The organism is Paraburkholderia sp. PGU19 (assembly GCF_013426915.1).
Lineage (GTDB): Bacteria > Pseudomonadota > Gammaproteobacteria > Burkholderiales > Burkholderiaceae > Paraburkholderia.
The window spans coordinates 1,730,269-1,744,728 of sequence record NZ_AP023181.1; the positions used below are offsets into that span (position 1 = coordinate 1,730,269).

General features: G+C 59.1%; 13 protein-coding genes and 1 pseudogene. 6 read left to right on the forward strand and 8 right to left on the reverse strand.

Annotation, left to right across the window (positions count from 1 at the left end; all coding sequences use genetic code 11):
- Positions 1-198 precede the first annotated feature (198 nt).
- A complete protein-coding gene (locus tag H1204_RS37435; RefSeq protein WP_180733729.1) occupies positions 199-942 on the forward strand; it encodes an SDR family oxidoreductase in 744 nt (247 codons plus the stop codon).
- Positions 943-975: 33 nt separating this feature from the next.
- On the opposite strand, the pseudogene H1204_RS37440 reads toward H1204_RS37435, so the two are convergent.
- A pseudogene (locus H1204_RS37440) lies at positions 976-1,212 on the reverse strand (sigma factor-like helix-turn-helix DNA-binding protein); the annotation flags it as partial.
- Complete coding sequence (locus tag H1204_RS37445) at positions 1,211-2,749, reverse strand: PLP-dependent aminotransferase family protein (RefSeq protein ID WP_243468839.1); 1,539 nt, start codon at positions 2,747-2,749, stop codon at positions 1,211-1,213. The gene H1204_RS37445 and the pseudogene H1204_RS37440, both read right to left, overlap by 2 nt.
- A 404-nt stretch (positions 2,750-3,153) precedes the next feature.
- Here H1204_RS37445 and H1204_RS37450 point away from each other — a divergent pair, with 404 nt between their 5' ends.
- Positions 3,154-3,750, forward strand: a complete 597-nt coding sequence (locus H1204_RS37450) for a TetR/AcrR family transcriptional regulator (RefSeq protein WP_274608243.1) — start codon at positions 3,154-3,156, stop codon at positions 3,748-3,750.
- Here the strand turns inward: H1204_RS37450 and H1204_RS37455 are convergent.
- Together H1204_RS37455 and H1204_RS37460 are read right to left on the reverse strand one after the other, a co-directional pair.
- A complete protein-coding gene (locus H1204_RS37455) occupies positions 3,710-4,564 on the reverse strand; it encodes a DMT family transporter (RefSeq protein ID WP_180733733.1) in 855 nt (284 codons plus the stop codon). The two genes, H1204_RS37450 and H1204_RS37455, sit on opposite strands and share 41 nt — an antisense overlap.
- Positions 4,561-5,583: a LysR family transcriptional regulator gene (locus H1204_RS37460; protein ID WP_180733734.1), complete on the reverse strand. Its 1,023-nt coding sequence runs from the start codon at positions 5,581-5,583 to the stop codon at positions 4,561-4,563. Before H1204_RS37460 ends, H1204_RS37455 begins: the two co-directional genes overlap by 4 nt.
- 174 nt (positions 5,584-5,757) lie before the next feature.
- Between H1204_RS37460 and H1204_RS37465 the strand changes: the two genes are divergently transcribed.
- Together H1204_RS37465 and H1204_RS37470 are read left to right on the forward strand one after the other, a co-directional pair.
- The gene (locus tag H1204_RS37465; protein ID WP_180733735.1) at positions 5,758-6,183 is read left to right on the forward strand and encodes a nuclear transport factor 2 family protein; all 426 of its coding nucleotides are present in this window, start codon (positions 5,758-5,760) and stop codon (positions 6,181-6,183) included.
- Positions 6,184-6,365: 182 nt separating this feature from the next.
- Positions 6,366-9,077 carry a winged helix-turn-helix domain-containing protein gene (locus H1204_RS37470; RefSeq protein ID WP_243468841.1) on the forward strand — a complete coding sequence of 904 codons (2,712 nt, stop codon included), beginning with the start codon at positions 6,366-6,368 and terminating at the stop codon, positions 9,075-9,077.
- Positions 9,078-9,541: 464 nt separating this feature from the next.
- On the opposite strand, the gene H1204_RS37475 is transcribed toward H1204_RS37470, so the two are convergent.
- The 4 genes from H1204_RS37475 to H1204_RS37490 all read right to left on the reverse strand — a co-directional run bounded on the left by H1204_RS37475 (position 9,542) and on the right by H1204_RS37490 (position 13,257).
- Positions 9,542-10,531 carry an alpha/beta hydrolase gene (locus H1204_RS37475; RefSeq protein ID WP_180733737.1) on the reverse strand — a complete coding sequence of 330 codons (990 nt, stop codon included), beginning with the start codon at positions 10,529-10,531 and terminating at the stop codon, positions 9,542-9,544.
- Positions 10,532-10,584: 53 nt separating this feature from the next.
- Entirely contained in the window at positions 10,585-10,977 is a 393-nt protein-coding gene (locus H1204_RS37480; RefSeq protein ID WP_180733738.1) for a DUF3331 domain-containing protein, read from the reverse strand.
- 31 nt (positions 10,978-11,008) lie between these two features.
- The gene (locus H1204_RS37485) at positions 11,009-11,524 is read right to left on the reverse strand and encodes an Ohr family peroxiredoxin (protein WP_180733739.1); all 516 of its coding nucleotides are present in this window, start codon (positions 11,522-11,524) and stop codon (positions 11,009-11,011) included.
- A 290-nt stretch (positions 11,525-11,814) separates the two neighbouring features.
- Complete coding sequence (locus H1204_RS37490) at positions 11,815-13,257, reverse strand: PLP-dependent aminotransferase family protein (protein WP_180733740.1); 1,443 nt, start codon at positions 13,255-13,257, stop codon at positions 11,815-11,817.
- Between the two features lie 90 nt (positions 13,258-13,347).
- Here H1204_RS37490 and H1204_RS37495 point away from each other — a divergent pair, with 90 nt between their 5' ends.
- A complete protein-coding gene (locus H1204_RS37495; protein ID WP_180733741.1) occupies positions 13,348-13,785 on the forward strand; it encodes a GNAT family N-acetyltransferase in 438 nt (145 codons plus the stop codon).
- Positions 13,782-14,441 carry an NAD(P)H-dependent oxidoreductase gene (locus H1204_RS37500; RefSeq protein ID WP_180733742.1) on the forward strand — a complete coding sequence of 220 codons (660 nt, stop codon included), beginning with the start codon at positions 13,782-13,784 and terminating at the stop codon, positions 14,439-14,441. Before H1204_RS37495 ends, H1204_RS37500 begins: the two co-directional genes overlap by 4 nt.
- Positions 14,442-14,460 lie beyond the last annotated feature (19 nt).

Here is a 14,460-nt window from a genome sequence, read left to right on the forward strand (position 1 = left end):
CATTTCCTTTCCTTGTCGATAAGACTACTGAAGTAGTCGAATCGTTTCGGGTCAATTCGACGTCGCGTGTTGTCAACTCGCTGAAAACAAAGCGTTCTTATGCTGGCCCGATCCTTGTTATATGAAGTGGGTCGTGACAGCCTGCGCTATGGCCCAACGACAAGAAGAACTTAATCGACAAATGAAAAGGAAAGAACCATGTTTGAAGGATTTGAGAATTGCCTTGCTGTCGTGACGGGTGCAAGTTCCGGTATTGGTCTTGCGACGGTTGATCGTCTGCTGGCGAGCGGGGCGCGCGTGCTGGCGATGAGTCGCACGATGGGTGAACTGGATTCGTTGCAGTCCAGATATGGTGACACGCTCAAATGGATGAAAGGGGATGTCACGCAAAGCGGCGATCTCCTGGCGCTTTCTGAACGGGCCCATCAGATGGGCCCTGTCGACTTCCTGGTACCCAATGCGGGTATTGCTGAACTGGCCAATGGCCTGGAAGTACCCGCATTCGAGCGGCAATGGGCCGTGAACGGCGCTGGTGCGCTGAAAACGTTGTCGATCATGAGAGAGCAGTTGGGAAAGTCTGCATCGGTCGTTTTCATCGGGACGTTTCTGTCACAGGTCACGTTTCCGGGACTCGCCGCATATATCGCCTCGAAGACCGCGCTTAAAGCGCACGCAAGGACACTCGCAGTCGAACTCGCAAACGTCGGCATTAGAATTAATATCGTATCGCCCGGTCCAACCGCGACCGCAATCTGGTCCAGCCTGGGATTGCCGCAGGAGCAGTTTTCCGCGGTTGCGGAGCGCGTCAATCAGCGTTTGCTTCCCGGTCGCTTCCTCGAGCCCGCCGCCATTGCGGATGCGATCATGTTCCTGCTTTCGTCCGCGTCGCGCGGTATCTATGGCCAGGATCTGATCGTCGATAACGGATATACGCTGCAGTAAGCTGACCGGGCGGCTGTATGCAGTTCTAACTTAACGCAGCCGCTCATCACGCAGTTGTGCTTTGGCGTGAATGACCAGCCGCCGGCACTCGGCTTCCGACTTGCCGATTACCGCTGCGACCTCTCGATAGTCCGCCCCAAAGATCTCGTGCAGCAGAAATGCCGTGCGTGCTTCCGGCGACAGGCGTTCCAGCAGCATCAGGAATGCGACTGATACGTCGTCGGCGCGTTCGTTCATTTCTTCTGGCATCGCGGGCGGGTCGCTCATGTCATTCCGATTTGCGCAAGACAGCGGCGACCTGTTGCGCGGCCCTTTCGATTTCCTCCTCGTTGAAAGGCGCGAAACCCATCACCAGACCCGGTTGATGACGATGGCGCTGCGTGTATCTGCCCAACGGCGCCGCGTCGATGCCCGCTGCTCTCAGCTTTTGGACGGCTGTATGCTCGTCGACCGAATGCAGCCGGCCAATCACGTCGAGCCCCGCAATGGCCGGCTGAACTTCGATCAGATCTTGCCAATGGTCCTGTGCCGCGCGCTCGAACGCATGCGCGCGGCGCGCATAGATCTTCCGCGTGCGGCGCACGTGCCGGTCAAAGTGGCCTTCGCCAAGAAAGTCCGCAAGAACGGCTTGCGTCAAACCATTCGCACTTCGCACGGTAAGGGACGCCGCGCGAACGAAAGGCTCGACCAGACGCGGCGGCAGTACCGCATAGGCGAGCCGCAGCGACGGAAACATCAGCTTGCTGAATGTTCCCGCCAATACGACGTGCTGATCGGCATCGGGAAGACTTCGCAACGCGGGCAGCGGATGCGAGCGAAAGCAATACTCGCTGTCGTAATCATCTTCGAAAATGATCGTGCCGTTCGCGGCGGCCCAGCGTAGCAGCGCGGCACGCCGTTCGTTCGACAATGGCACGCCGAGCGGTGCATGACGCGTCGGCGTCACATAGACGAGCGCGGCCGAAGGCGCGTCGCGTATGCCGTCGTGGACACGCAGACCGTCGTGATCGACGGGAACATCGACCACGTGCGCGCCGCTTGCGTGCATGATCTGACGCGCGCCCACGTAGCCGGGGTCTTCCATCCATACGGTGTCGCCCGGCCCCGTCAACAACCGCATGCAAAGGTCCAGCGCGTGTTGCACGCTACCGATGACGACGATCTGTTCCAGTGGTACCCGGACGCCACGCGCAATGGCGAGATGGTCGGCTATCGCGGCCCGCAGCGCAGGCAATCCGGCAGGACTCGTGTCATTGAGTGTGAGCAGACGCGAGGGCCGCAATTGCCGCACGTGCAACTGTCGCCATAAATCGATGGGAAAAAGACGTATATCGCCGCGATGCGGGAAGAAAGGCTGCGGCAACGCGTTCGTGCCCGAGAGCGGAAACGGTGGATCGTTTTCCCTGAGCCGCTTGATCCAGGGCGCGTGCGATGCTCGCGAAAAACCTGCATTCGCAGCAGTTGACGGTGCAGATATGGGTTTGGCAGGATGACGTTGGTCCGGCAACACCGCGCTGACTCGCGTGCCGCTTCCCGTGCGGGTTACCAGATAACCCTCGGACAACAATTGCTCGTACGCGGCCGCAACCGTGCCTCTCGCGAGATTGTATTGCTGTGCCAGTGTACGGGTGCCTGGGAGCACGCTGTCGCCGGGCAGGCGGCCACTAATGATCGCCAGCCTCAACGCTTCGTAGAGCCAACGCTGCAAGCCTTCTTTGGGATCGGGTGTACCCAAAGGCAGGGACCATACGATGGTCGACCTTTCGCGTCTATTCGTACCCGCCAGGGCGTCACACCGATCGTTCATAACATTTGCAGAGTCTATAGCTGGAGCGTGCGGTAGTAGTGAGATTGCGTGCTACTGACGCTAACGAGTGCGGCAATACGCAAATGGGAAATTCATTCCCTTATAGCCAAGACGTTTTATGCGCTGAGTTTGTGACAGCGGGAAACGCGATAGGGAAAGTGGACCAGTTTGCGAATCGAAAACCGGCACATTACATGCAAGCACTTTCATCGTACTGTCGTGACATCAATGGGCCGGTTTCGGTTGAAAAATCGTGACCGGCGAATCGCTCTACCGCTTTACACACTGTTGCGATGATGAACCTTCGACGCCAGGCTCCAAACGATGCGAACATTAGCGGCATCGTTGCTCCGCAGCCTCGCAAATTGCCGCGCCAGTCACGCGCAGCGCACACAATCGAAGCCTTGCTCGAGGCTGCCGTGCAGATCGTCACGGCGGATGGACCGCGAGCGCTGACGACGACCCGGGTCGCCAGGCGATCGGGCTTTGCAGTGGGGACGATTTACCAGTACTTCGCGAATAAGGACGAACTGATGGACGCGATGGTGCGTCGTCACGTCGACCATGTCGTGTGTTTTCTGGCGATCGCATGTCGCGATGCGCAAGGGGAATGTCTCGAAGAAATGATTGATGCGCTGGCGAATGCCTTCATTGCCGCGAATGCCGAACGTCCGCGTGAAGTTCATGCGATTCATGCCGTCTGGGCAAAGATCGGAAAAGCCGCACTGCTCCATGAAGGTTCTGCGCGCCTGCACCAAGCGACGCTCGACATGATCTCAAGCGTCAATGAGATGCAAGCGGCACGGCAGGAAACGATCAGTCATGCACTGGCTTCCATTCTGATCGGCATGCTCCTCGTACTTTTCGAACGTGGCATGGACGAAGCATTGATGGCCGTCATGAGGGAGCAACTTTCGAGGGTCCCTATCGCGGAAGCGATTGACGGCCACGATAGATTGACTAACTACTCAACGCCTCACGTCGCCAATGTTGTGACATGAATATCCCGCATACGCTCATCAGCATCGAAATGGCCAACGTCATCCAGTCGATCACGGCTGCCGGATCGGCGATCCGCAGTATGACCAGAGAAAGTGGCGGGCACAGATACGATATCGAACCGAGAAGCCCCAGATCGCAGAATCTGGATGCGTGATTCCACGCGACAAACGCTATTCCCAGCGGTCCCACGCCGATTGCCGCGATCCACGCAACATCGCGAGCGGACAGGTCGACTGACGGACCGGCCACGGCGTGCACGGCAAGCGCAGCGAGGCCGCTTGCAGCGCAGAACCCGCCGACGGCCCACGCGCTGTGTGCTTCGAACCTTGGTATGAGGAACGTATAACCCGCCCAGATGAGAGCGGCCGCAGCGGCGAAACCATATCCGATTGAATTGCGCGCTTCGAATGTGCCATTCGTCATGGGTTGCAGCACGAGCACCGCACATCCGCTGAAGCCGATCGCGCAGCAAGTCAGTTCGGCAAAGCATCCTCGCTTGCGTCCGCTGCAGACACTCGACATGAGGACGAGCAGAAACGGCCACGTGTAATTGATCAGGTTGGCAACGGGAACCGATCCATACGTGAATGATTTCAGCAAGCAAAAGTGATAGAGGAAAAGACAGCCGGACCCGAAGATAAACGTGGACCATCTGACCTTCCACGCGCTGATATGTCGGAGTGTGACGAGACTTCCGGCCACCAGTGCGAGCCCCGTGACCAGCAACGGAGGAAGATGCCGCAGTGGCATGCTCAGTGTTGCAAACGCAGACCAGAGAATGATCGCAGTGAACGCGGCAATATAAGGTCTCATTGTGCGCTCCTGCGCGACGTGCTCGTCACAATGTCATCCACCGCGCACTGAAGGTTCAGCATTCTTATCTGCTCGAGCATGAAGTCGATAAAGAGCCGCATCCGGGAAGGCATGTGCTGCTTGCTGAGATAGCACAGAAAATGGCTTCGATCGTCCGGTGCATATTGGTTCATGCAGGCGATCAGTCTGCCCGTCGCAATGTGATCGCAGGCCTGATAGCCGGCCACCTGCGCAATGCCATGGCCATCCAGGACTGCATTGAGCACGAGATCCGCGTCGTTGAAGGTCAGATGGGCGGTCGGCGCGTGTTTGATCAGATCGCCGGCCACCTTGAATTCCCATTCGTAGATTCTGCCGGACGAGAAACGGAAATTGATAGCGCGATGCCGTGGCAGATCCTGGATTTCCATCGGCAATCCGTTCTCCAGTACATACTCAGGAGAAGCGCAGAGAAGCATGTGCATGGGAATGATGCGGCGGGCAATGATCTGGCTGTCGTCCACGCGGCCGTTCCTGAATGCGATGTCGATACCGTCGCTCGTAAAGTTGGCCGGGCTATCGCACAGCATAAGGTCGATCGATACCTCCGGATACAAGCTCCGAAATCGGCTCAACAGCGGCGCGACGACTTTTCTTCCGAACCCTACAGTCGAACTGATCCGCAATAGGCCACGCGGCGGCCCGCCGCGCAGATCTCGCATTCGCTCGATCGCGTTCAGGATGCCGTCGATACCGGGCTTGCACGATTCGTAAAAGATCTCTCCTTCAGCCGTTAGTCCGACGCTGCGTGTGGTGCGTGAAAAGAGCTTGGTTCCGAGTTGCTGTTCCAGTTTCTGTATGTTCCGGCTTACGGATGATCGTCCAATGCCGAGACGATCTCCCGCCTTGGCGAAACTTTCTTCCTTCGCAACGGCGATGAAGGTCATGACGGCCGCGTAGCTCGTGGTGAAGCCTGCTGACAGCGTGTCCATAACCTCTTCCGGTGGCGAGCCTGAGTGATTGCGCATGGTCGATTCCATGAAGACGTTTTCCTCGCGAAGTCGATTCGACGCTGGTTTATAGTTGATTAAGCAGCGCTAGAGGCAAAACACTATGGACTTATCGCAAGCGCTAACAGCCGCTAACAACAAATAGCAGACAAAAGCGGCGGGATCGACGAACATTTGCGCACATTGATCCCTCAAGGAAATGGGATGCGTGATCGGGCAAACCGAATACGGAAGACCGCACAACAAGACGCGCAAGTGATTGCTTCATTTCTGCTGGCGCTCAATAACGCGGATGCCAGCGCGATGGCGGCGCTCTTCAGAGACGATGCGCTCGTCAACGATCAGCTTCGTGATTTTTGGGGACGCCCCGAAATTGAAGCGTGGATCGCGCGAGAAGTCATTGTCGACAATCTGAGAATCGAAGTTCTGCAGATGTCTCAGCACTATCGCGTGACGACGGTGGTTGGCGCCGTAACAGGTACATTCGACGCAAGAGGATTGCCGAATCCGCTGATCGTCAATCTTCACTTTTCGCTATTCAATGGAAAAATCGCACGACTCTTCATACTGCTCAACCGTCAGGTCGATACATTTCCCGACGTGCGAAGTCGTACCCTTAAAGCGATATAGCGCGTACGGAATCGGGCCGCTTACGGGTCCATGAAACTCAAAGTTTCAGTTTCTCTTGTTTAGTGGTTTGAAGGATTCGGTTTCGTGACTCGCTCAGATAGAATCGGTGCAGACCATGACTTCCAGCGAGACGATACTTGTTTTCCAGCTTATCGAAATTTGGAACGACGGCATCGCATTCAGTGACGACGAACTTTTCGTTCGGGCCGTTCTTCCTGTTTCCGGATAAGCGACTGCTTGTCTGTCATGGCAAGCAGGTCAAGCTGGGTAGTCGCGCGCTCGACATTCTGATTGCACTCGTGCGTCGTGCCGGAAGCGTCATCAGCGCGCGCGATCTTCTCGCGGAAGTATGGCGCGATACGGTCGTCGAAGAAGGGAGTCTTCGCTTTCATCTCGTCGCACTGCGCAAAGCGTTTGCCGATGGCGATCCGGGCGTCACGTATGTGATGAATGTACCCGGAAGGGGTTATACGTTTGTCGCGACCGTGACGCCGTGTGACGGGATTCAGTCGGGCGTCGAACTCAAGACCGCGCGGTCGGCTACGCGTGGTCAATCGCGGTTCGTGCATACGGGCGCCGCCATCGTTGGCCGGGAACGCGAAATAGAGCATATCGCCCAGCAACTCGAAGCGCACAGGTTCGTCAGTATTGTCGGTGCGGGCGGAATGGGTAAGACGACGGTTGCGAACGCGGTGATCGACCGGCTGCGCGCGGATTTCGACGGCAGGATCGTTTCCGTCGATCTCTCGGTGATTCAGGATTCGGAACTGATTTCGTCGACACTGGTGGCCGCGTTGCGTGAAGGGCAGGAAGCAGCCGCGTCGATCAGCGAAGTATGTGCGTCGATTGGCCATACCCGAATGCTCGTTTTTCTCGACTGCTGCGAGCATCTGATAGACGGTGTTGCTCAGGCTGCGCAAGTTCTCTATCGAAACGCGAGCGGCATTTATATTCTCGTGACGTCGCGGGAAATCGTGAATGTCGACGGTGAATTCGTATTCCGCCTGCCGCCGCTCGACGCGCCGCCACCGGGCGAGCCACTCAAAGCACACGATGCGCAACGCTATTCGGCAATCCGGTTGTTCGTCGAGCGCGTCGTGCAGGCGGGCTGCCGCTTCGAATTGACTGACGATAACGCGCAATCGGTGGGCAGGCTCTGCCGGGCTCTGGATGGCATTCCATTGGCGATTGAACTCGCCGCGCGACAGATGCCGACTTTCGGTCTCGTCGGGATTCTGGAACTGGTGGACAAGAAGAGCCGGCTCATGTGGCACGGACGCCGCACCGCCGTGCCGAGGCATCAGACGCTCGGCGCGACACTCGACTGGAGCTACGGGCTGCTGACCGGGCTGGAGCAGGTATGTCTGCGAAGGCTGGCGGTATTTGTCGGCTGCTTCGCGCTCGATGCGGCCGTGGCCGTGATCGGCGCAGAGGATATCGATCGCGCCGACGTGCTGAGAGCCATCAATCAACTGTCGAACAAGTCGCTTCTGGATGTGACGCCAGACGAGAGCGCAGTTCGCTACTTTCTGCTCGACACGACCCGTTCTTATGCGCGTGTGAAACTGGAAGAGGCTGGCGAGCTGGATCAGCTCTGCGCGCGCCACGCGTCATATTATGCGGCGGCGTGGCCCGCCGACGGCTTGCAGGAAAATGAAGGGGATAACTGGCTCGCCGATCTGGGCAATCTGCGCGCAGTGCTGGATTGGACGCTCATACGACAGCAGGACCTGGTGAAGGGCTGCAGGCTGGTCGCTTCATACGCAAAACTGCTGCTGCGAAAGTCGATGCTCGGCGAGGCCAGAAAATGGACTGGAATCGCGTTGTCGAACCTGGACGATGGCGAACGAGGAAGCTTGACGGAACTGGATCTCATTGCAGCCTATGGCCATACATTGCTGTTCACGGGCAACGACAGTGAAGAGGTTGGGCGCGCGTACGAGCGCGGCCTTTCCATTGCATTGTCGCTAGGCGACTCGGTTCGACATGACAGATTGCTGTGCGGGCTGATCATGTACCTTTACCGGACCAGCAATTTCGAGGGCGCCTATATGTTTGCGAGCGAAGCCGCGCAATGGATCATTGCGTGCGGCCGCGACGCTTCGACGGTTCAGTCGATGCTTGCTGTCACGTTGCATATGAAGGGCGAGATCGCGTCGTCATCCAGTCTCTGGGAGTCCGTGATTCTGTCGACCAGGGCGAATGGGGTAGATGTGGTGCAGCAGGCAGAATTCGGCACCAACCCTTACTTGCGTGCATTGAGCGGAAAGGCGAGAAATCTTTGGCTGACGGGTCAGTCTTCGGAAGCGGAGCGCGTCGCCAATGACGCCATTGAAAGCGCACGCTTGCTGTGTCATCCGGCCACTCAGTGCGTTACGCTGCTGTGGGCGGGAGAAGTTTTCGCGTGGGCAGAGAACTGGTCGAGACTGAACGAAATAACAGATGAGTTCGATGCCATCGTCAAGGTGAATAGATTCACACCATACCGTTACGTGGCGCTCGGGCTTCGCGGTCAGCTTTTGTATTCCGAAGGCCGGTTCGAGGAAAGCATTTCACTACTGGAAGACTGCCTGGATGGCATGATGAAGTGCCAATACACGATGACGGCGTCGGTGTTCAGGAATTCGCTGGCAATGGCGCTATGCGAAAGCACCGATACCCTGCGCGCGATTCTGGTCTGCGAGGAAGCGATCAAAGCAATCGAGCTGCACGGCGATGAGTTGTACCTTCCGCCGCTGCTCATGACCAAAGCTCGTGCTCTTCGTCTTGAAGGAGATCACGACGCGAGCGCTGCATGCTCGCGTCGTGCGTTTCTTTTGGCGAGGAAGCAAGGCGCAACCGCGTACGAGTCGCAAATCAGGCAATGCGGTTCATGTGATGTCTGGACTGACTAGAAGCGGCGCATCTGTCGATGTACATGCTAGCTGACTGGACGAAAGAATATATGCGTTCGATGTCCGCATGAAATTCCCCAACGCAACAGGGCATAGCGAGCAGTTCTTCGTCCACGCGAGGCCGGTTATGATTTTGGGCCGTGCATTCGATTTGCCATGATTTGCCTCGGGTTGGACTGACGCGTGCTCTGGCGGGCGGAGCATCCGCCGTGTGAGTGTGCGTTTGTCACGTGTGATGTCTTCAACTGCATCCTTGCTAGCGATAGCAATCGTGTTCATTTCATTGTTCTGGTTCGATAGCGGCTTAAGCGTTCGAGCGGGCAAGTGGCAACGGCGGTTTCCATGTTGCCGGAAGGACAACAATCAAGTGGCGTTCGCCCCTGCCATCAGGCACGAAGTGTGACTGCAGATAAAAAGGGCAAGCACAGCAGTGCTTGCCCTTACTTGCCTTCTTTCGACACGGTTTAGCTCTGGATGAACGCCAGAAGATCCGCGTTGAATTTCTCCTTGTGCGTGTCCGTCAAACCATGCGGCGCGCCTGGATAGACAATCAGCTTCGAGTCCCGGATCAGCTTCGCGGACGCACGCCCTGCTGCGTCAATGGGTACGATCTGGTCGTCGTCGCCATGGACGATCAGCGTGGGAACGTCGATCTTCTTCAGGTCTTCGGTAAAGTCCGTTTGCGCAAACGCCGCGATCGAATCGTAGGTGTTCTTGTGGCCGCCTTGCATGCCCTGCATCCACCACGAATCGATCAGACCGTGCGACGGCTTGGCGCCCGGACGATTGAAGCCGTAGAACGGACCCGCCGGCACGTCTTTGTAGAACTGCGAGCGGTTTGCCAGTTGCGCTGCGCGCAGACCATCGAATACGTCGATGGGCAATCCACCGGGATTCGCAGGCGTTTTCAGCATCAACGGCGGCACAGCGGAAACGAGCACGACTTTGGAAACACGCTTCGTGCCATGCCGGCCGAGATAGCGTGCCACTTCTCCGCCGCCTGTAGAAAAGCCCACCAGAATGGCATCCTTCAGACCGAGCGTCTCGAAGACGGTGGCGAGATCGTCCGCATAGGTGTCCATGTCGTTGCCATTCCAGGGCTGGCTCGAACGGCCATGTCCGCGACGATCATGCGCGACGGCACGATAACCGTGTGACGCCACGAACATCATCTGCGATTCCCAGCTATCTGAGCTGAGCGGCCAGCCATGACAGAACACGACGGGGCGGCCGGCGCCCCAATCCTTGTAGTACAGCTGTGTGCCGTCTTTCGTCGCGATGTAGCTCGCCGGATGTTGGCCATGAGGCTTCGAGACGCCTGACGACGCGCCCGGCTGCGCTGCCTGCAGCGCGCCCGGAATCAACGATGCCGCCAGGCCGCCAGCGGCTGCGGCGCTGCCGATCAAAATGTTTCGGCGCGCGGGATTCTGCTTCTGATTACTGTTTTTCGACATAGTCATTGCCCTTGTTTTAATGCCTTGCTTCAAATGCACTACCCATTAAATCTTCAGCTCATCGGTGCCCTTAGCGTGTTCGCGAGAATCATGTCGAACGCGTTTCTCGGTAGCGCGCCGGCTCGCTGTAGCGGCCGGAACACCGGGTCGCCGCGTCGAACGGGCACACCCGTCAGACCGCAAATGCCTGACGTGCGCGCGAAGCCTGCGCGCCACGTCTGATCTTCGAACCTGCCCAGCGTCGAATCGCTCCACGTAACCAGAATCGTGCAGGTGGTCTGCCACTCGATGCGGCGGATCGATGAAGCGTTGGCCATCGCGGTGGTCATCGGACTGCAGCGTTCGCGCGGCCCGCGCACTGCGGATGCGGGATTCTGCTGCGCGGCGAATCGGCCGCGACCTCGCAATCCGTTGACTATCTGGAACCATGGATCGATTCTGTTCATTTCCAACCTCTCTACGATGTGGCGACCTGCGTCACGACTCGCTCGTCTCGCCAGCCACGACGAGCGCGACGACATTCACGATGCCCTGCCTTGCCATCTTCGTGTACGGGCAAAACCGCTCGGTTTTGCGAACCAGCTCTTCGGCGACGGCACGATCGACGCCGGGCAGATGGACACGCGTATGCGCGCTCAGCACGAACAGGCCATCCATCGGGTCCCGGCCGAAGTCGACGGTGACATCGACTGACGCGTCGCGAATGCGAACCGCAGAGCGCGACGCCAACAGACTGAGCGCGCCGTGAAAACAGGCCGCATACCCCGCGGCGAATAACTGCTCCGGATTGGTTCCTCCACCGGGTCCGCCAAGCGCTTTCGGCATGCGTAGTTCGACGTCGAGCTGCCCGTCGTCCGAGCGCGCGATACCCGACGCGCGTCCATGACCCGTGCCGCCACCCGTGACGGTGACCGTGGTTGAATACAGGACGTGAGGCTCTTGTCCGGAATACTTGTCGAGTAGCGTCAATGGCGGTGGGCGTAGCGTTGTCATTCGTTTCGGTGTGTAGTGGCGGCTTGTTTCGACGCGCGCTCATTCTGCGCAGGGTGAATCGTAGGGGGAAGCGACGGCGTGCAGAAGACTCGCGGAGGGGAGCATGGTGTTGCATCCGGAACATCAATCGGGACGCTCTCGAATTTGGGGCCGTGATGGAGTTGAGTCAATTGATTCAGGCGTTCGCCCGTACAGTGTCATTCTGTGAAAGATTGACTTCCAAGATAATTCGGATGACAAACTATATGGGGCGTATCGAACGAATGCCTTGAGACGGAAGAAGCACGCCGCTAACCCGTGTGCAATCCGAACGAGCGTATCAGTTCCGCAACCAGCCGTTCAGCCTCGTCGCGATCGCGGACGTTCGTGAATCCCATCAGCAGGCCGCGCCGTCCGGGCGCGCCGTTGCGCCATGTCGTGAGGGCATGCACGGCGAAGCCCGCGTTGCGGGCGCGACTGGCCAGCACGACGTCGTCGAGATCGTCGCGTACGTCGACGAGAAGATGCATGCCGCCGTCTTGCAAATGAACGACGAAGCCTTCGGCGGCGTAGGGCGCGAGCGCTTCGGCCAGCAGTGCACGGCGTCGGGCGTATAGCGTTCGCATCCGCTTGATATGCCGGGAGAAGTGGCCTTCGCTGATGAACTCGGCAACAGCCGCCTGCAGCAATTCGGGGCAACCGCCATGCGTGGTACGCCTGCACGCCAGTTCGAACTGCGGAACGAGGCTTTGCGCGACGACCACAAACGAAAGCCGCAGCCCCGGAAACAGCACCTTGCTCAACGTGCCGCAATAGATCACCCGGCCGCCCGAGTCCATGCTTTTCAGCGCCGGTAATGGATGGCCGCGATACCGGTACTCGCCGTCGTAGTCATCTTCGACGATCCACGCGTCACGCTCGCCCGCCCAATCGAGAAGTTCGACGCGCCGCTGTAACGGCAACGCGACGCCCGTTGGACTCTGATGCGACGGCGTGACGACGGCGAGCCGCGCGTTGGGGAAGTGCGCGCGTCCATAGGCGACGTCGATGCCGTGTTGATCCACGGATACATCGCAGACGGGCAGGCCGAGTCGCTTCAGCGTTTGCGCAGTGGGCGGATAGCCCGGATGCTCGACCCAGGCGCTTTCGCGTGCAAGGCCGAGGGCGTCGACGGTCAACGCGAGGCTTGCGGTATAGGCGGGCACGATGAAGACCTGGCCCGCATCCGCGTCGATGCCGCGCGAGCGGTGCAGATAGGCAGCCAGCGCCTCGCGCAACGGCATGTAACCGGCGGGCGCGGGCTTGGTGAGCGATCCCGCCTTGCGAACTTGCCGCGCCATCAGTCCCGCCCAGAGCTTTCGCGGGAATTCGTCGAGCGCGGGCAGCCCCATCTGAAACGGTGCGGGACTGCCGCCATCCACTTCGATGATGTTGTCGGGCGCGCCCTCTGCGGGCAGCGGAGGCGCGGAGACAGCAGGTTTCTTCGCGCGAGCAGGCTGCGCCGGGGCCGTGTGTTCCGAGACGAACGTCCCTGCCGGACCACGGGCAACGAGGTAGCCCTCGCCGAGCAGGCGGTCGTAGGCGACCTGCACGGTGCCGCGAGCCACGCCCAGTTCGGTCGCCAACGCCCGCAAGGACGACACCTTCTGGCCGGGGCTGAGTTGTCCCTGCTCGATCATCGCGCGAAACCGCGCATAGATCTGCTCGTGGATGGGGGGAGCGCCGGGTTTCGCCCGGGCTGCTGGCTGTGTCATGGCCTGGTCTAAAGCAGGAAAAATGGCCCTGTTGGCTGGGTCATCGAACGACGACACTGAAGCCTACACCAACCCCTCTCCATCGGCATCATGACTGTCACACTGACCCTCCGACATGCCGAAACAGATGCCGATGTGATGGCCTGTTTCGACGTCATGCATCAACTGCGTCCCCAATTGAGTTCGCCCGAAGATTTCGCCGCGCGTGTCGCGCTGCAACGCGCACAGGGTTATCGCCTGCTAGGCGTTTGGGAAAACGGCAAGGCCGTAGCGCTGGCCGGCTATCGGCGCATCGACAACCTGATTCACGGTCGCTTCATCTACGTCGACGATCTGATCACGGACGAGGCGGGACGCGGCCATGGTCATGGCGAACGCCTGCTCGCCGAACTGGGCACGCTGGGCCGCGCGGAAGACTGCCAGCGTCTCGTGCTCGATACGGCGCTCGCCAACGCGCTCGCGCAACGCTTCTATTTCCGCTGCGGCCTGCTTGCCCGCGGCCTTCACTTCAGCATGGAGCTGGCATGAACAGCCTCAAGGTGTTGCTGCTCGATTGCAGCCCCCGGCGCGACAACTCGACGAGCCGGCACTTCACCCGTCAGTTGCTGCCTGCCATGGCCGAGCGACTGGGGCGGGACGTTCAGATCACGCGGCGCGATCTTGGCACGCAACCGCTGCCGCCCATCACGGAAGCGCACGCCGAATCGCTCGTGCTGCCCGGCGCCGTTGCGAAAGAGCGGTTTGGCGAGGCGCTCGCTGTATCGGACGAACTGATTCGTGAACTGGATCAGGCGGACATGCTCTGGATCTCGACGCCCGTGCACAACTTCACGGTGCCTGCCGTGCTCAAGAACTGGATCGATCACGTGGTGCGTATCGACGTGACGTTCGCCTCGGGCGCGAACGGCAAGGTCGGCTTGCTGCGCGACCGTCCGACCTTCGTTGCCGTGACCGCTGGCGGCGCGATGTTCCGAGAGCCTGCTTATCAGCCGGATTTCTTTCGACCGTATCTGTCGGCCGTGCTCGGCGTGATCGGACTCAAGGACGTCAGGTTCATGCATGCGGCTGGCCTCGCATCGACGGACGAGCCGCTTGCGCTCGTCGAGGAAAAGGCCGCGCAGTGGCTGCGCGACAACCCACAGCGCCACGCGTCACCCGAATCCAACATTTCTTCCATCGCTTAACCATTACTTTCTGGAGTTC